Below are 17,333 nucleotides of genomic sequence, written 5' to 3'. Positions count from 1 at the left end.
TTCTTTTTAAAGTGGGGTTTTTTATAATGACTTTATTAATTCTTTAAATAAAAGAATCATTTCTGGTTCAGCTTTTCCAGCCATCGCAATAATCTCATCGATATCAACTGGTTTTAGATTATCAGGATCACATTCATCAGTAAGAACAGATACAGCTGCAACATTCATTTCTAAATGATTAGCTACAATTACTTCTGGAACAGTACTCATACCAACAGCATCCGCACCAATTATTTTTAAATAACGATATTCTGCACGAGTTTCTAGCTGTGGGCCAACTACAGATGCATATACACCTTTATGTAAGTTGATGTTATTCTCTTTTGCTATTGCTTCCAGTTTATTACTGATCTTTTGATCATAAGGAGCACTCATATCTGTAAAACGTGTTCCTAATTGCTCAACACCTTTAAATGCTAACGGGGAACCTCCCTGAAGGTTTATGTGGTCTTCTATAAGCATTAATTCTCCTTTTTTGAAGTTTAAATTAATGGCCCCAGAGGCATTAGAAACAAGAAGTGTTTTGATTCCTAATTCATTCATAATTCGCACTGGATATGTCACATCTTGTAGCGAGTATCCTTCATATAAATGAAAACGACCTTGCATCACTACTACATTTTTACCTTCTAGTTTTCCATAAATTAGTTTTCCTTTATGAAATTCTACTGTAGCTGTTGGGAAATTAGGGATGTGATTGTAGCTTACTTCTTTGAGAATCTCTATTTGTTCTAATAACTGCCCTAGACCTGTTCCTAATATGATACCTATTTCAGGATTTTCAAACCCTTTTTGTTGTAAGTATTCAGTTGTTTCTTTAATGTATTTAATCATTTTGCTAAGCTTAATAAATGTTGAAAAACGGAGATGTCTTTGATATCTTCATAATAATCTACATCATTACGTTCTTCTAATAATTTGACGTTAGTTTGTTGTATATCGTTTAATGTATTTTGTAATACTGTATTTGTCCCCCAGGATTTATTTTGAAAAACTTTTGAATTCAAAGATTTCATTCCGAATAAATAATAACCTCCATCTTCTGCGGGACCTATTACATACTCATTATTTTTTAGAGCTTCGAAAGCATTTTCTATATCATGCTGACTTAGATCGTACATATCACTGCCTATTATGATTATGTTTGTATATCCCGATTCAAAACCGTTTTGGAAAGCGTTGTACATTCTAATTCCAAGATCTTTTCCTTCTTGTTGTTTTTTATTATATATGGTTGGATCCCAAATATCGTTTTGGCCAATTCTTGTGGAATAATGTACTTCTTTTGTAACCGAAAGATTTTTGGTAATAGTTACGGTATGATCTAATAATAGCTCATAAACCTCTAGAGCGGCTTGATTTCCTATAGTAGCAGCTAAGCGAGTTTTGCACTTACCTAATTCTGGATTTCGAGTAAAGATCATTAATAGGTTCTTTTCCATCACTTTTTATATACTTTTTTTCCTTTATGTAACCATTTCCCCCATTGTCTGGAAAATGCATGTATTTGGTTTGTTTCTTCTCCTTTAGCATTAATTACTTTATGATCCTTATTTTTCCATTCAAAGATCCCTCCATATAAATTATATATATTATTGTAACCTGCTTCTTTTAGTTTTTCTGAGATATCTTCCGATCGTATTCCTAAGCTGCAGTAAACAACAATTTTAGATTTTTTAGGAATGTTTTGATCTGATAAGAAATCCATGTTAAATTGATCATACCCTACATGTATAGCTCCTTTTAGATGACTTGTTTCGTATTCAATAATTTCCCTTGCATCTAATAAAATAACTTTGTCTTTTATGGTACTTAATTCTTTTACTGAGATGTATGGAATACTTTCATTATTATATTGGTCAAGTAATTCTTTAAGCGAATTCTGACTAAAAACCAAAAATGGTGATATAATAAAAGTTAGTACTACAATTATTGTTTTCATATAACATATGTTACCTGCTGTAACATTACATTGTATTATTAAATATGGACTTGTTTTCTAAAAGTTATTGATAACTTTTTTATGAAGAGAAGGCTAGAGTAAAAATTAATTAAACGTAAGCCCTGAAAGAAGGTGATCCTTTATTGTAAAAAGAGGAGAGTAGATAAATGTCTTTTAGTTGTTTACTCCGATCGAATATCTCTTTTTTTGTATTTACAATCTGAGATATTATAGTTGTAAGAATTCTAGAGAACTTAGTACTTAGCTTAGCTATAATTTTTAGATCTTCAAGTGAATCAATATCATGTAAAACTTCGAGTCTAGTCACTTCAATTTTTGAAGTATTTATCATAATTGATAAACTCTTAGCTAGTTTTTTTGATTGCCATGGAAGTTCTAAAAAAGTACTTAGATTGAATTGAGATTTATGCAATCCCATTAGATAAAATCCTCCATCGGAAGATGGACCTAAAACAAATTTTTTATTTTCAAGTTGTTTAGCACTATCTAATAAATGGTTTTTATTAAGGTGAGGAGTGTCGTTTCCTATTGTAATTACATTTTCATATCCAAGTGCATAAGTGTCTTGAATTGCATTCACAAAACGTTCTCCGAAATTACTGCCATTTTGATTTTTTTCTGTAAATATAAAAAAAGGAAGTCCTGAGCTTTCTACTACCCTTAGTGTTTTTTTAGTAAGTTCAGCAAATAGTTTTTCACCACCAATAATAGGTTTGTTTAGAAGCTCTTCTTTAGAAGAGTTTGCAAAAACTAATATGGCAGTTTTTTTATTCATATTTATGCTACAGTCCCTTGACAACTACTTCCAGCTCCGGCAGTACAGCCATAACAGTGTTGTGAGATAATAATATTTCTATTTTGGAGTAATTCTTCATTATACTCGCTAATATGCTTTACTTTACTAGCTACTTTAAGATCTAGCATTTGGTTAAAATCACAATCATATAACCAACCATCCCAACTAATAGAAATAGTATTGGTACACATTACATTTGCTACGGCCGACGGATTATAAGCTTCTACTAATGCGTACATATAATCTTCATAATTTTCAGAAGCAATTAAATAATCCAGAAATCTACTGATCGGTAAATTAGTAATTGCAAACAAATTATGAAAGTGAATTCCAAAATCTTCTATAAGAGCTTTTTTAAATTCTTTTTCCATAGATGCTTGATCACCTGGTAAAAAGGCACCAGAAGGATTATAAACTAGATCTAATCTAAGACCACTGTCTGGCATCCCATATCCTCGTTCGTTAAGTTCTTGCAGTGCTTTTATGGATTTATCAAAAACTCCATCTCCACGTTGTTTGTCAGTTTTTCCTCTGGTCCAATGCGGCATGGAAGAAACGACATGCACATTATGTTTTTTAAAGAAATCGGGGAGGTCATAGTATTTTTTATTCGCTCTAATGATAGTTAAATTACTACGTACGATAAAATCCTTAATTCCTGCTTTACTTGCTTCCTCGACAAACCATCTAAAATTAGGATTCATTTCGGGCGCTCCACCTGTGAGATCTAATGTGTGTGCCCCCGTTTTTCTTATGACTTCTAAGCATTGTAGCATAGTTTCTTTGGTCATAATTTCTTTACGATCAGGTCCCGCATCCACATGACAATGTTCACAGACTTGATTGCACATATATCCTACATTGATCTGTAGAATTTCTAATTTATTGGGACGCAGTGAATTATGTCCAATTTCTGCAATTTTATCTGCAAACTTAGGTAATTCTCCATTAGCAAAAATTCCATTATTTAGAATTTCTAATTGTCTGTGAGAGTCTGCTAGTTCGTTATTTCTATTTTTGAGTGACTTAGTAGCCATATATTATTTTTATCATTGATAATACCGCGTTATAAGATTACCATATTTATAGTAAACATTTTACATCGATAGTTTTTCATATTTATTCATCATTTGTACGCCGTGTACCAAAGTTGCACCACTTTCTATGGCGGCTCCGGTATGGACTGCTTCCATCATTTCTTCTTTGGTTATACCTTTTTGAAGTCCATCCTTAGTGTAAGCATCAATGCAATAAGGACATTTTACCACGTGCGAAACAGCAAGTGCTATTAAAGATTTCTCTCTAGCGGATAGTGCACCTTCTTCAAAAACTTTTCCGTAATAATCAAAGAATTTTGTTCCTAGCTCTTCACTCCATTCAGTTATTTTTCCAAATTTTCTAAGATCCGCAGGATCATAATATGTTTTAGACATATGTTGTCGTTTTTAAGTTACAAGCATTTACTATTAGTCGCGCAATAAGAATCAAAACTTACAATAAATCTCAAATTATTTAATAAAGACTAAAGTCAACATTATGAAGATAAAATAAAAGTTAATGTTAAATAATTAAGTGTTTTTGTTATAAAATATTTACAGTCAGCTTATAAAAACAAATTGTTTTAAAAACAAATAATGTTTTAATCTGTTTTCATTTTTAGAGGTTTTTGACTTTACTTGTTAAGATATTAAGGTGCTGTTTTGTTTTATAAAAAGTATACTATTGTTAATAGAAACTATAAAGTGGTTTTAGATAAAATATTTATTTAATCTATATTAGGTTTGATTTCCTAGATATTACTTCTTTTTAAAATTTTAACACTTTAAAAACATAAACAACTGATTTACAGATATTTTTTTAGATATTTTTGAATTTACAACATTCCATGTTTATTACATGTACATAGAATGTTAAGATTGATAGATTAGTTTAAAATACAATGTAATGTTGTAGCTTTATCAATATTGACAACAAAAAATCTAAAATATTTATTTACTCTTCATAGTGTTTTTAAGTAAATATTTATTAAGAAGATTTGAAAGATAGAATTGTAAATACATTTATTGCTAAAAATTAAAAGATAAGTATAGTGAAGGATTGTAAAAAATATAACTTTAGGGGTGTAGGTTTAGTTATAGTGGGGCTTTTTTTAATGATACCGAAATATAGTTTCTCCCAAAATAAGAAGGAAAAAGAATCTTCTGATCGTATAGAAAAGAAAGTAGATTCTTTGATAGCTATTATGACGCTAAAAGAAAAAATAGGTCAGCTTGTATTATATAATGGAAGCTGGGATGTAACGGGGCCACCTTCTGATGTAGGAAATAAAGAAAAATATGAAAAACTTAGAAATGGTGAAGTGGGAGCAATGCTTAATGCTACTTCTGTAGCGGGAACTAAGGAATTACAGAAAACGGTTATTGAAAATTCGAGGTTAAAAATTCCATTACTTTTTGGGTATGATGTGATCCATGGTTTTAAAACTATTTTTCCAATTCCTTTAGGAGAAAGTGCAAGTTGGGATCTAGAGGCAATAACGAAATCTTCGTCTATAGCAGCAAAAGAAGCAACAGCTTCCGGAATAAATTGGGCATTTGGGCCAATGATGGATATTTCTAGAGATGCTCGTTGGGGTAGGGTTATGGAAGGAGCTGGAGAGGATCCTTTTTTAGCTTCTAAGATTGCGGTTGCTAGAATTGAAGGTTTTCAGGGAGATGATTTGTCTAAGAATAATACACTAGCGGCTTGCGCTAAGCATTTTGCTGCATATGGTTTCGCAGAAGGTGGTAGAGATTATAATACAGTAAGTATTGGAGAGTATGAATTACATAATACTGTGTTGCCTCCATTTAAGGCTGCTGTGGATGCAGGCGTTGCTTCTATGATGAGTTCATTTAATGAAATTGATGGTATACCAGCAACAGGACATAAAGGATTACAGAGAGATATTCTTAAGAAAACCTGGGATTGGGATGGATTTATAGTTTCGGATTGGGCTTCTATTGCAGAAATGATATTTCATGGATACGCAAAGGATAAAACACATGCGGCAGAATTAGCAATGAAGGCTGGTAATGATATGGATATGGAAGGTAGAGCTTATGAAGCAGGTTTAGAGCAGTTAGTAAAACAAGGAAAGGTCGATGAAAAATTAATTGAAGAGGCCGCTAAGCGAATACTTAGAGTTAAGTTTAAATTAGGGTTATTTGATGACCCATTTAAATATTGTGATGAAAATCGTGAGAAAAAAGACATTTATACTAAGGAGCATTTAGAAGTGGCTAGAGATGTAGCAAGAAAATCTATTGTTTTGCTTAAGAATGATAAGAATATTCTACCACTTAAAAAAAACATAAAAAGTATTGCTGTAATAGGTCCGTTGGCTGATGATAAGGATACTCCTATAGGAAGTTGGAGAGGTATGGCAACACCTAATTCTGCGGTGTCTCTTTTAGAAGGGATTAAATCTGCAGTAGAAAAAACTACTAAGATATCGTATGCAAAAGGAGTTGAATTAGGTGTAGGTGAAAGGAGTTTTGTGAGAGACTTAAAAGTGAATAGAGAAGATTTTAGGGGTATTGAAGAAGCAGTAAAAGCGGCTAAAGATGCAGAGGTTGTAGTCTTAGCTATTGGAGAGGAAGCTTTTCAATCTGGAGAGGCAAGAAGTCAAGTAAGTATTGAATTAACAAAACCGCAGCAAAAATTATTCAAAGAGATTTATGCTGTAAACAAAAATATAGTTGTTGTACTTATGAATGGTCGGCCTATGGCAATCTCTAATGTGGCAGAAAAAGCACCTTCTATCTTAGAGACATGGCATTTAGGTTCAACATCAGGGAGTGCAATTGCTGATGTGTTATTTGGAGATTATAATCCTTCTGGTAAATTACCGGTCTCTTTTCCTAGACATGTTGGGCAATTACCTATATACTATAATGTAAAGAATACAGGAAGACCAGTTAATGCCGATGGAATGGTGTTCTGGTCGCATTATACTGATGAAAAGAATGACGCATTATTCTCTTTCGGACATGGATTAAGCTATACTAAGTTTAAATATAAAGACTTTAAAATAAGTTCGTCATCTTTTACTACAGGAGGAGATTTGTCGGTCTCTGTGACAGTTACTAACGCAGGTGAACGAAAAGGGAAAGAAGTAGTTCAGCTTTATATTCGAGATTTATTTGGAAGTTTAACGCGTCCGGTTAAAGAATTAAAAGACTTTAAAATAGTAGAATTAAATCCTAAAGAAAGTCAGACGGTAACTTTTAAAATTGATGAAAAAACAATTCAGTTTTATACTGCCAATAAGAAGTGGGAGGCAGAACCTGGAGATTTTAAAGTATTCGTTGGAGGTAGTTCAAAAACAGATTTAGAAATTGATTTTTCTTTTAAAAAATAAATGATGCGAAAATTATATATAATAGTGCTGGTACTAATAGTAATCAGTTGTGATTCTGAAGTTAATAAAAAGAAAAAGGAATCGGTGAGAGAAACTCCTGCAATGAATACAGAGATAGATAACAAAGTAGCTTCATTACTGTCAGAAATGACTCTGGAAGAAAAGGTGGGGCAAATGACACAAATCACACTCGATGTGGTTACCAAAGGCGACAATCAGTTTAGTTCGGCACAACCCTATGAGTTAGATTCTGCATTAGTTCATAAAGCTATTCATACTTACAAGGTAGGCTCAATACTTAATACTCCGGGAGTACCGTTATCTAGACAAGATTGGTATAAAACCATTAAAACTTTCCAAGATGAAGCGGCTAAAACTCCTAGACAGATTCCTATTATTTATGGGATTGATGCAATTCATGGAGTAAATTATACTATCGGAGCAACGTTGTTTCCACAACAGATAGGATTGGCAGCAACATTTAATAAAGATTTGGTAAGAGAAGCGGCAAAAATTTCTGCATATGAAACTAGAGCATCCTCAATACCTTGGAATTTCTCTCCTGTTTTAGGATTAGGAAGAAATCCGTTGTGGCCTAGGTTGTGGGAAACATTTGGAGAAGATGTTTACTTAGGCAAAACAATGGGTGTTGCCATGGTAGAAGGTTATCAAGGAACTCTTGGAGATCCTAATACGGTTGCCTCTTGTATGAAACATTATCTAGGATATAGTGTTCCACTTTCTGGCAAGGATCGAACACCAGCTTGGATACCAGAGAGAGAACTAAGACAGTATTTTTTACCTGCGTTTAAAGAAGCTGTAGATGCAGGATCAGTAACGTTAATGATTAATTCTGGAGAAATTAATGGAGTTCCAGTACACGCTAGTAAATTTTTATTGACAGATGTGCTTAGAGGTGAATTAGGTTTTCAAGGTATTGCTGTTACAGATTGGGCGGATATTAACTATCTACATACTAGACATAAAGTTGCAGAAACAATTAAAGATGCTATTAAGATATCAGTTAATGCTGGTATAGATATGAGTATGGTTCCACATGATTTTGAGTTTTCGGAATTATTAGTGGAATTAGTGAAAGAAGGAAGTGTTTCTGAAGAAAGAATTAACGATGCGGTTTCCAGAATATTAAAAGTTAAAATGCAATTAGGGTTGTTTGAAAACCCTGTTACGGACCCCAAAAAATACCCTGATTTTGGATCTGATAAGTTTGCTGAGGTTAGTAAAAAAGCAGCTCTAGAATCTTTCACGTTGTTAAAAAACAACAATAATATTTTGCCTATAGCAGAAAAGTCTAAAATATTGGTTACTGGACCAACTGCAAATACAATGAGATCACTTAATGGCGGATGGTCTTATAATTGGCAGGGTAGTGAAGCTGATAATTATGCAAAAGATAAAAATACTATTGCTGAAGCTTTTACAAAAACAGGTAATACTACATTTATACAAGGAGTATCTTTTGACGGAGAAAACAATATCAATGAAGCTGTGAAAGCTGCAAAACAAAGTGATGTAATATTATTGTGTTTAGGTGAGAATTCTTATACAGAAACTCCAGGAAATATAAATTCTATATTGTTGCCAAAGGATCAGATAAAATTAACCAAAGCATTAGCTAAAACCGGAAAGAAGATAATACTTGTTTTATTAGAAGGAAGACCAATCATTTTTAATGAAATAGAACCTCTAGTAGATGCAGTTTATATGGGGTATTTACCAGGAAACTATGGAGCTGATGCTTTAGTAGATTTATTGTTTGGTTTAGAAAACCCATCTGGGAGATTACCAATAAATTATCCTAAGCACCCTCATGCTTTTGTGAATTATAATCATAAACACTCTGATAATATCGCTGTTCCAAATTATTATGAATCGGATTATGATCAGCAATATGAGTTTGGTGATGGGTTGTCTTACACTAGCTTTAAGTATAGTGATTTGTCATTAAGTTCTACTCAAATGACGCAAGATGGATCAATTAAAGTATCTGTAAAAGTTACTAATACTGGAAATAGAAAAGGAAAAGAAGCTGTGCTTTTGTTTGTTAGTGATCTCTATGCTAGTATTACACCAGAGGTTCGCGCCTTAAAAGGATACGAAAAAATAGCTTTAAATGCAGGAGAGTCTAAGGTAGTTTCTTTTACAATTACAAAAGACGAATTGTCTTTTGTAAACGAGAGTTTAGAAACAATTGCTGAATCGGGAGAATTTGAAATTAGTATTGGAGATTTAAAGAAAAAATTTGAGCTTAAATAATTATCAAGATTTAATATTTGCATTTTGTTTAAAATGAATATTGATAGCTTATTAATATTTTACAAACGTATAGTTTGTGTAATGTGTTAAGATTTTAATGGTATATTTGATAAGCTTACTGATGTAAAAACTTGTCTAATGTGTCGTATTTCTATTATATTTTACTTTTTAGTTGTTTCGGGTTTTTCCCAGTCTATAAGCGATAAAACACTTCCTAAAATAACACACTATGATACTAAGGATATGGGTTTTAATGCTCAATCTTGGGATGTTAAACAGGATGAAAATGGTTTAGTTTATATAGCTAATGGGAATGAGGTCTTGGTGTTTGATGGAACCGATTGGACATCAGTAGCTACAAATCCTGAAATGGTAAATAGAAGTTTATTTGTTAAGAATAAAGACACTATTTATTTTGGTGCAGATGGACATCATGGTATGTTAATTAATAATGGTTATGAAGATTATAAGATTCAGCCTTTAAGAAATAACAAAAAAGATGTTGCTGCAGATATTGAAGAGTATTGGAGAACTCATTTCATTAATAAAGAGATTGTTTTTCAAACTTTCAGGAATTTGTATGTTAATCAAGGGAATATTATTACGAAAATCCCAGCTCCATATCGATTTAAGTGGAGTTACAACATAGATAATCAGATATATGTTAATGATCTTAAATATGGTATTTTTCGGTTAGAAGAAACCAATTTGATTCCTGTAGTAAGTGATCCTGATATAAATGAGAATATCATTGGAGTTACAAAGGTTAATCAAGATTTAATTATTATAACAGATACAAAGGGACTTTTTAAACTTCAGGGAGATCAATTGATATCTATTAGTTTTTCTGATTCTAATGATATTCAAAAAGCTCAGATATTTTCTTTTCTTAAACTTAAGGATAATAGAATTGCATTGGGAACGGTTTCTAACGGACTGTATTTGTTAGATTTAAATTCTGGAGAAACTCATAATATTAATAAAAGAAATGGGTTGCAAAACAACACAATTCTTTCTATTTACCAGGATTATGAAGATAATCTTTGGTTAGCCTTAGATTATGGGGTGGATTATGTAGAGTTAAATTCTCCACTTACGTATTACTATGATTATTATGGAGAGCTTGGGACTACGTATGCCGTGGTAAAAGAGGAAGGTTTATCTTACCTAGGAACTAATCAAGGCTTGTATGTTGGGAATAAAATAAATTCTAATACTAATGATGAACTTGAGTTGTTACTTAATGGCCAAGTTTGGAATATAGAAAAGGTTGATGACAAAATATATGTTGGTCATGATAAAGGAGCTTATTCATTAGAAGGTAAAGTTCTGACAAGAATGGGTGAAGATTTAGGAGCTTGGAATTTTAGAAAATTTAGGATTTCCGAACAAGAGGAATCTTTAATATCTGGAAATTATAACGGAGTTTCTTTGTATCAAAAGAAAAATGGAGAATGGGAAGGTTATAAATTAGCAGGATTCGAAAAGTCAGGACGTTATCTAGAAGTGGATGAAAACAATAATATCTGGATTGCATTAGGGAGTAATGGTGTTTTCAAGTTTAATTTAGATTATGAAAATAAACAATTAAAAAAGCTTGGTTTTTATCCTATAAGTGATTTTGATGGAAACAGATTATCACTTTCTAAAGTGGAAAATAAGATTGTAATTACATCTAATTTTTATTCTTACACTTATTCAGAAAATACTAATAACTTCAAGAAATCCGAGATAGGAGTTGATAGAGGGTATGCGCCTCGTATCTATAAAAAAGGAGATGAAACTTGGTATTTAGATAATGATAAAGTCGTTGTAGAGGATTCGCAGGGATTAACGGTGCTTCATGAATTAGAAGATCAACTTGTTCCGGATGTAGTTAATGTTTTTTCCTTAAGTAATGCTCATAAAGTTATACCTGTTTTTAATGGTTTTGCTATGTATTCTAAGAATAAAAAAACAATTAAAGAAGGTATTAAGAGTGAAATTTTAATCAGAAATTTTGTTTCTGTTAATAGTGGTAAGTCGTATAATTTTGATGATAAAATACCATTTTCAGATAATGATCTTAAAATTAATTATGCATTACCTATCTATGGTCAAGAAATCGAATATCAAACTCGTTTAAACGATAACGAATGGAGTGAAAATACTACTGCAACTGAAAAAATATTGTTTAATCTTAAAGAAGGAGATTACACCTTTAAGATTAGAGCCAAATATAATGGAGACTTTAGAGAAAGTAATTTTAGTTTCACCATAAAGCCACCTATTTATAGAACAAATTGGGCATATCTTTTATATCTGTTGTTGTTTTTATTACTAGTTATTTCGGTTATAGGAATTAATCGGTATAAAATGAAAAAGCAAGAGCGAATTCTGTTAGAAGAAAAAGCTAGAAAACTTAAAAAACAAGAAGAAGAGCATCGCGCTCAGAAATTAGAACAAGAACATAAGATTATTGAATTGAATAACTCTAAGCTTCAAGATGAGATAAAAGCTAAGAGTAGAGAGTTAACTCAAATTGCATATGTTAACCTTAATAAAAATAAAATTTTAAAGAAAATAAAAGACAAAATTGTTAAGGTACAAAATGCTTCTGATCAAAAACTTCCAACTAATAGCTATAATGAGTTGGTTAGATTAGTAGACTATTATATTACAGATAAAGAAAGTAAGCTGTTCGAGATTAATTTTGATAAATCACATCAAGAATTTTACGAAAAACTTTCGAAAAATTATCCTAACCTTACTTCAAAGGATTTAAGGTTATGTGCATACTTAAAAATGAACCTTTCTTCAAAAGAAATTGCACCGTTATTAGGAATTAGTTCACAAAGTGTCGATGTAAGCAGGCATAGATTAAGAAAAAAGCTTAATTTAGGCTCCAAGGATAATTTGACTAATATCCTTATAAGTCTTAAGTAAGGATTTCTAATCATTAAGGTCATGAGAAAAAAGGTTACCCTAAAACAGCTGGCAAAAGAATTGAACTTGTCTATTTCCACAGTGTCTAAGTCATTAAAAAATGATTCAGAAATAAGTCAGAAAACCATCAATAGAGTTCATGAGCTTGCTAATTTTTATAATTATAAGCCTAATGCGCTAGCGGTAAGCTTAAAAAGTAATAAAACCAATACGATTGGTGTTCTGTTGCCAGAGATTCTTAACCATTTTTATGCTAAGGTTTTATTTGGTATTGAACAAGAGGCGTCTAAAAATGGATATAAAATAGTTACCTGTATAACAAATGAATCTTATGAAAAAGAGGTCGAATATGTAGAAATGCTTAACTACAGTAGTGTTGATGGTTTTATCCTAGCGCTAAGTAAGGAGACGCAAATGCTTAATAAATTTGATCATTTTAAAGATTTAAAAAGAGATAATGTGCCATTAATCATGTTTGATCGGGTAAGTGGTGAAGTGGATTGTGATAAAGTGATCGTTGATGATAAGCATGCCTCAAAAACAGCAATTAAACATTTGATAAAGACGGGATGTAAAAACATAGCTGTAATTTCAACTATTTTTGATCTTAGTGTTGGTAGACTAAGGTTAGAAGGTGCTCGAGAAGAAGTTTCAGTAAATGATGGGGTTACTTTAATAGAACTGCCAGTAAAAAATATTGAAACAGAAGAAAAAGAGATAGAATCTTTTATTAAAAATAATAAAATAGATGCAGTACTCGGATTGGATGAAACTGCTGCTGCTGTTGCAATAAATATGTCCAATAAGTTAGGATATAAGATCCCAGATGAAATCTCTGTAATTGGCTTTACAGATGGTATATTATCTAAGCATTCATATCCTAAATTAACTACAGTTTCTCAGCACGCAGAAGAGTTAGGGTCGAAAGCAGCAAAAATGCTGCTTGATAGAATATCGGACACCTCAGAAAATAATTATAAATCCAATACAGAGATCGTTAATACCTCGCTGATACTAAGGGATTCTACTAATTAGTGTTATTCAATTATAAATGTTTTCTTTTCTGGACCAACTCCAGTAATCGTTAATTTTTTCCAAGCAGCTGGTAATATTGGTTTTTTTTGGATAATTCCGTTATCTGTAAGATGTAGTCCTCCGAAACCGAAAATAACAGTTTGTAACATTCCTCCCGCTCCAGTTGCAAAATATGGGTTGTTACTTGTAGCAGCTTCTGCTAATGCTCCAAAAGGAGGTCTTTTATTTGGTTCATAACTTCGTTTAAAAAGCCTGAAAGCATTTTCTGCATCGCCTAAACGAGCATAAATAACAGCAAATACGCTTTGAGCCATCGCCGGTCCTTCTTCGGCAAGTTTAGGTTCATAATAAGATAAATCTTTTAAAATTGTTTCTTTGTCAGTAATGATGTCAAGAGGATAAGATAAAAGATTAACATCTGCTTGTTTTATTCTATCTCCGGAGTATGTGCTGTGTTCTTTGGTGGTTCCGTCTTTAAACTTATGGATGATAATTTTATCTGCTACCTTATTCCAGGTCTTATTTGGAGTAATGCCAATTTCAATGGCTGCAAGTGAAGCATATTGCAGGCAAGTAATTGCGGATCCATTGGTAAATGCATTGTCGTCAATATTAGATGCAAATTCATTAGCCCCTACTACGTTTTTAATCGAAAACGAACCATCGATATTTTTGGTGGCACGACTTACCCAGTAATCAGCAACTTCTTTTAATAGTGGATAACCTCTTTTCTTTAGCCATTTTTTATCTTTAGTTACTCGATAATAGTTCCAGAAAGCAATTCCAATATCTGCAGTGATATGATGTTCAAAGGTTCCTGTTAATGCCCAAGGAGGAGTAGCTTCTTCTCCTGTATCATCACTTTCCCAAGGAAACATTGCTCCTTTATATCCAAAATTAATAGCCTTTCTTTTTGCTACATCCAATCTATCGGATCTGTAGTTTACTAGAGAGCGAGCAATATCTTGATTTAATACTAATAATGGTGGATACATCCATAATTCTGTATCCCAAAAAATATGGCCATTATACCCTTGTGAACTTAACCCCATTGGAGCAATACTAAGGTCGGAATCACCTCTGGAAAATGCATATAAATGATACAAAGCTAATCGAACATCAAGTTGCGATTGCAAATCTCCTTCAATAATGATATCACCTTGCCATAAATCGTTCCATAATTTTTTGTGTTGAGTTAATAGATCTTTTCTAGGAGTTAATAAGTTGAAAATTACAAAGCGTTCACTTTCACTTTGAGGATCAAAAAAATCTTGAGTGGAGCATTGAGCGGCGGTCCAAGCGAATTTGTAATTTTCTCCTTTGGATAGTTTTTTTTCAAAAGATAATTGGTTATCGTATTCAGAGATTTTAATATGTGTTAGTTTAGGGCGCTGATTTTCTTTTCCAGAGTTAATGTCGTGCCATACAAAAGTAGCCGAAGTTCCAACCGTGTGTTTGCCTAATCTACTTTTAGCGACTGTTTGTAGAATTGGCATGGTTGTTTCTGCGTCTTTTAATATTCTAAAAGTACTTAAAGGGTTTTTATATTCTTTGGGAGTATTAATTTTTCCGATCGCTTTAAAATTAATGTTTTCGGATGATTTTATTTCAAAATCGATGTAACCTGAATATGGGACATTTCTTAGAGCATATATAGTGTATGATATTTCTGCGATAGAGTTGTAGTTAAATGTGGTAGTGAAGCTGGCTTCTTTCATATTTAACGTTTGTCTCCATTTGCTAATATTATCATTATCTAACTTCGTGTTATTGATGTATAGATCAAGATTTCCAAAATTCATTCCTAATAGAATTCTACTAACTCCAAGAGGTGATTCTTTATCATAGACATTGTTTAGAATTACTTTGTCAGTTGCTAATATATTTGAAGATGGTAAAATACCAATTCTTCCATTTGCTGCTACGATACCAGTGTAATTTGAGTTTTCCTTGGTGGTTAATGTCCATCCCTCTTTTTGAGCATTGACAGGGTTAAGAATAAAAAGAAGTAATAAAATTAAAATAAGTGAATTTGATGAAATCTTAAATTGCATAATGCGGTGATTTTAATAAATTGAGTTATAAGTATTTTATAATAAATGATTTACTCAATTTACTAAACAAGATTTAAAAATTAAGATCAGATGTTTAAATACAATAAAACAACCGCTTGTATTATTATATTTTTCGAAAAACAGAAGATTTGTTTAAAATTCATCAATACTTTTAGAAGTTTACTTTGTTAGTTTTTTAAGTGCTTTCTCGTTCTGTTAATTTTGTTTCTAACTTAATTATTGTTTTTTTATGATCGATGTCATCGGGTTCATTAAGTTGTTTGATTAAGAGTTCTGCCGCCTTTTGCCCCATTTCAAAACTAGGTTGAGATACACAGGTTAAAGTAGGAACAAATACTTCTCCAGGACCTAGGTCACCAAAACCGATTACTGCGACTTCATCCGGTATTTTTTTTCCAATTTTTAATAATGTCTTCATTGTTAAGAGCCCATAGTTATCTGTGCAAGCAAAAACAGCATCTGGAGAGATTTTTAGATTACTAAAAAAATCAAGAATTTCTTTGTCTTCAAATTCTCTGTCTAATGAATTACAATGTAATACTAATTCATTATATAAGGGAACATTGTAATTTTTCAATGCAGAAATGTACCCTTTATACCTATCCTGAAATACTTTCTTTTGTTTAATACCTCCGATAAATGCGATTTTTTTGTTCCCTTTTTTGATAAGAAATTCTACAGCTTCGTAAGAAGCTTTTTCATCATTTATCATAACATGATCAGCCCCAGAGACCTCTTCTCTTATGTTGTCAAATAGTACAATTGGCATTCCTTTGTTAATGAGGTCGTTTAGATGAGCAACGTTCTCTGTTTCATGAGTCGGAGATAGAATAATTCCATCTACAAGACCTCTTTCAAATGAAATCAAGTTTTCCTTTTCGAATTTATAAGAATTTCTGGAAGAACTAATTAGTATTTTATAATTATGATTTCTTGCGTATTGATCAATACCTCTACATACCTCAATAAAGAATGGTTCATCATATCTAGGAATTAGAACCCCTATAATATTAGTTTTTCCTGAGCTAAGACTTTTAGCAATTTGGTTTGGCATATATCCCATAACCTTTGCCATTTTAAAAACTTTCTCTTGAGTACTTTTCTTTACCCTAGGGTTTTGATCTAATGCACGAGATACAGTTGCAATAGAAATATTAAGCTTCCTTGCGATATCCTCAAGTTTTATTCTTCTTTTTTTAAAACCCATTAAAATTAATATTAAAAAATTATCAATAAATCTCTAATTTGACTAAAAAAACAATAATACAAACGTTTGTATTATTTTAATAGAAGATTTATTTCTCTTGGGTGTTATTTGTTATGTAAATTGTAATAACGTTAAGCTTATAAACAATAGATACGTTTAGATCTATTAAATTATAAGGTTATACTAAACTTTTCCCCCAAAATAAAATGTTCAGACTTTTAGGTACGAACTGCTTATGCTAATTTATAATAAATAATATTAAGGCGTACGTTTTTTAAGAAATTGAAATGTAGTTTGATAAGATGATTATGAGTCGTTTTCTTAGGATTGTATAGAAAATTATTAAGTATATGTCTATATAAAATCTATACTTAATCGATAGCTTTCTTTATTTTTTGTTTTTATATAAACCCTTTCTTTTTTATATAAAACACTGATAAATAAGCTTTTAAAATGATAAAAACCTTGATTTTAATTCATTGTATAGGTAATGTAAAGATTTGGATGATTGAAATTCTATACGAATAATGTTGTAGTTTTGGTAATCAAATGGTTTAATAAATATGAATATCGGTATTTTTTAACTGTTTTTTTATTGAATCTATTAATACGTTGTTTTTTTGACGAATTTTAAATGTAGAAATATCTAAATT

The 17,333-nt window shown here is 31.6% G+C and carries 12 protein-coding genes; 4 read left to right on the top strand and 8 right to left on the bottom strand.

All coding sequences use genetic code 11. The features are described from left to right. Window positions 1-21: 21 nt before the first annotated feature. The 6 genes from J8L88_RS08385 to J8L88_RS08360 form a co-directional block, all read right to left on the bottom strand. Window positions 22-834, bottom strand: coding sequence for a purine-nucleoside phosphorylase (locus J8L88_RS08385; RefSeq protein WP_027394944.1), 813 nt, complete (start codon window positions 832-834; stop codon window positions 22-24). Continuing rightward, complete coding sequence (locus tag J8L88_RS08380) at window positions 831-1,442, bottom strand: TIGR04282 family arsenosugar biosynthesis glycosyltransferase (RefSeq protein ID WP_027394945.1); 612 nt, start codon at window positions 1,440-1,442, stop codon at window positions 831-833. The genes J8L88_RS08385 and J8L88_RS08380 overlap by 4 nt, the downstream gene beginning before the upstream one ends. Continuing rightward, window positions 1,442-1,942 carry a rhodanese-like domain-containing protein gene (locus J8L88_RS08375; RefSeq protein ID WP_027394946.1) on the bottom strand — a complete coding sequence of 167 codons (501 nt, stop codon included), beginning with the start codon at window positions 1,940-1,942 and terminating at the stop codon, window positions 1,442-1,444. The genes J8L88_RS08380 and J8L88_RS08375 overlap by 1 nt, the downstream gene beginning before the upstream one ends. 109 nt (window positions 1,943-2,051) lie before the next feature. Then, window positions 2,052-2,738 carry a DUF2064 domain-containing protein gene (locus J8L88_RS08370; RefSeq protein ID WP_027394947.1) on the bottom strand — a complete coding sequence of 229 codons (687 nt, stop codon included), beginning with the start codon at window positions 2,736-2,738 and terminating at the stop codon, window positions 2,052-2,054. 2 nt (window positions 2,739-2,740) lie between these two features. Beyond that, on the bottom strand, window positions 2,741-3,796 hold the full coding sequence (arsS, locus tag J8L88_RS08365) for an arsenosugar biosynthesis radical SAM (seleno)protein ArsS (protein ID WP_118387775.1): 1,056 nt from the start codon (window positions 3,794-3,796) through the stop codon (window positions 2,741-2,743). Window positions 3,797-3,856: 60 nt separating this feature from the next. Continuing rightward, complete coding sequence (locus J8L88_RS08360; RefSeq protein ID WP_027394949.1) at window positions 3,857-4,192, bottom strand: arsenosugar biosynthesis-associated peroxidase-like protein; 336 nt, start codon at window positions 4,190-4,192, stop codon at window positions 3,857-3,859. A 719-nt stretch (window positions 4,193-4,911) separates the two neighbouring features. Here J8L88_RS08360 and bglX point away from each other — a divergent pair. The 4 genes from bglX to J8L88_RS08340 all read left to right on the top strand — a co-directional run bounded on the left by bglX (window position 4,912) and on the right by J8L88_RS08340 (window position 13,398). Continuing rightward, a complete protein-coding gene (gene bglX / locus J8L88_RS08355) occupies window positions 4,912-7,161 on the top strand; it encodes a beta-glucosidase BglX (RefSeq protein ID WP_051336335.1) in 2,250 nt (749 codons plus the stop codon). A gap of 3 nt (window positions 7,162-7,164) precedes the next feature. Further along, entirely contained in the window at window positions 7,165-9,438 is a 2,274-nt protein-coding gene (locus J8L88_RS08350; RefSeq protein WP_211060499.1) for a glycoside hydrolase family 3 N-terminal domain-containing protein, read from the top strand. 138 nt (window positions 9,439-9,576) lie between these two features. Next, entirely contained in the window at window positions 9,577-12,363 is a 2,787-nt protein-coding gene (locus J8L88_RS08345; RefSeq protein ID WP_211060498.1) for a LuxR C-terminal-related transcriptional regulator, read from the top strand. Window positions 12,364-12,384: 21 nt separating this feature from the next. Continuing rightward, window positions 12,385-13,398, top strand: coding sequence for a LacI family DNA-binding transcriptional regulator (locus J8L88_RS08340; RefSeq protein ID WP_027394953.1), 1,014 nt, complete (start codon window positions 12,385-12,387; stop codon window positions 13,396-13,398). 2 nt (window positions 13,399-13,400) lie between these two features. On the opposite strand, the gene J8L88_RS08335 is transcribed toward J8L88_RS08340, so the two are convergent. Then, window positions 13,401-15,452: a glycoside hydrolase family 65 protein gene (locus tag J8L88_RS08335; RefSeq protein WP_211060497.1), complete on the bottom strand. Its 2,052-nt coding sequence runs from the start codon at window positions 15,450-15,452 to the stop codon at window positions 13,401-13,403. Window positions 15,453-15,648: 196 nt separating this feature from the next. Further along, window positions 15,649-16,680: a LacI family DNA-binding transcriptional regulator gene (locus J8L88_RS08330; RefSeq protein WP_211060496.1), complete on the bottom strand. Its 1,032-nt coding sequence runs from the start codon at window positions 16,678-16,680 to the stop codon at window positions 15,649-15,651. Between the last annotated feature and the right edge of the window lie 653 nt (window positions 16,681-17,333).

The sequence above is a fragment of the Aquimarina sp. MMG015 genome (assembly GCF_018100855.1).
In the GTDB taxonomy this organism is placed as follows: Bacteria; Bacteroidota; Bacteroidia; order Flavobacteriales; family Flavobacteriaceae; genus Aquimarina; species Aquimarina latercula.
The sequence above is the reverse complement of the archived record's forward strand: the minus strand, read 5'-3'. Positions and strand labels throughout refer to the sequence as shown.

What these genes read in the sequence shown, in the direction of transcription:
- bglX (WP_051336335.1), top strand. Translation starts at nt 4,912, where the DNA reads ATGATACCGAAATATAGTTTCTCCCAAAATAAGAAGGAAAAAGAATCT.
- J8L88_RS08350 (WP_211060499.1), top strand. Translation starts at nt 7,165, where the DNA reads ATGCGAAAATTATATATAATAGTGCTGGTACTAATAGTAATCAGTTGT.
- J8L88_RS08375 (WP_027394946.1), bottom strand. Translation starts at nt 1,942, where the DNA reads ATGAAAACAATAATTGTAGTACTAACTTTTATTATATCACCATTTTTG.
- J8L88_RS08370 (WP_027394947.1), bottom strand. Translation starts at nt 2,738, where the DNA reads ATGAATAAAAAAACTGCCATATTAGTTTTTGCAAACTCTTCTAAAGAA.
- J8L88_RS08385 (WP_027394944.1), bottom strand. Translation starts at nt 834, where the DNA reads ATGATTAAATACATTAAAGAAACAACTGAATACTTACAACAAAAAGGG.
- J8L88_RS08345 (WP_211060498.1), top strand. Translation starts at nt 9,577, where the DNA reads ATGTGTCGTATTTCTATTATATTTTACTTTTTAGTTGTTTCGGGTTTT.
- J8L88_RS08340 (WP_027394953.1), top strand. Translation starts at nt 12,385, where the DNA reads ATGAGAAAAAAGGTTACCCTAAAACAGCTGGCAAAAGAATTGAACTTG.
- J8L88_RS08380 (WP_027394945.1), bottom strand. Translation starts at nt 1,442, where the DNA reads ATGGAAAAGAACCTATTAATGATCTTTACTCGAAATCCAGAATTAGGT.
- J8L88_RS08330 (WP_211060496.1), bottom strand. Translation starts at nt 16,680, where the DNA reads ATGGGTTTTAAAAAAAGAAGAATAAAACTTGAGGATATCGCAAGGAAG.
- J8L88_RS08360 (WP_027394949.1), bottom strand. Translation starts at nt 4,192, where the DNA reads ATGTCTAAAACATATTATGATCCTGCGGATCTTAGAAAATTTGGAAAA.
- J8L88_RS08335 (WP_211060497.1), bottom strand. Translation starts at nt 15,452, where the DNA reads ATGCAATTTAAGATTTCATCAAATTCACTTATTTTAATTTTATTACTT.
- arsS (WP_118387775.1), bottom strand. Translation starts at nt 3,796, where the DNA reads ATGGCTACTAAGTCACTCAAAAATAGAAATAACGAACTAGCAGACTCT.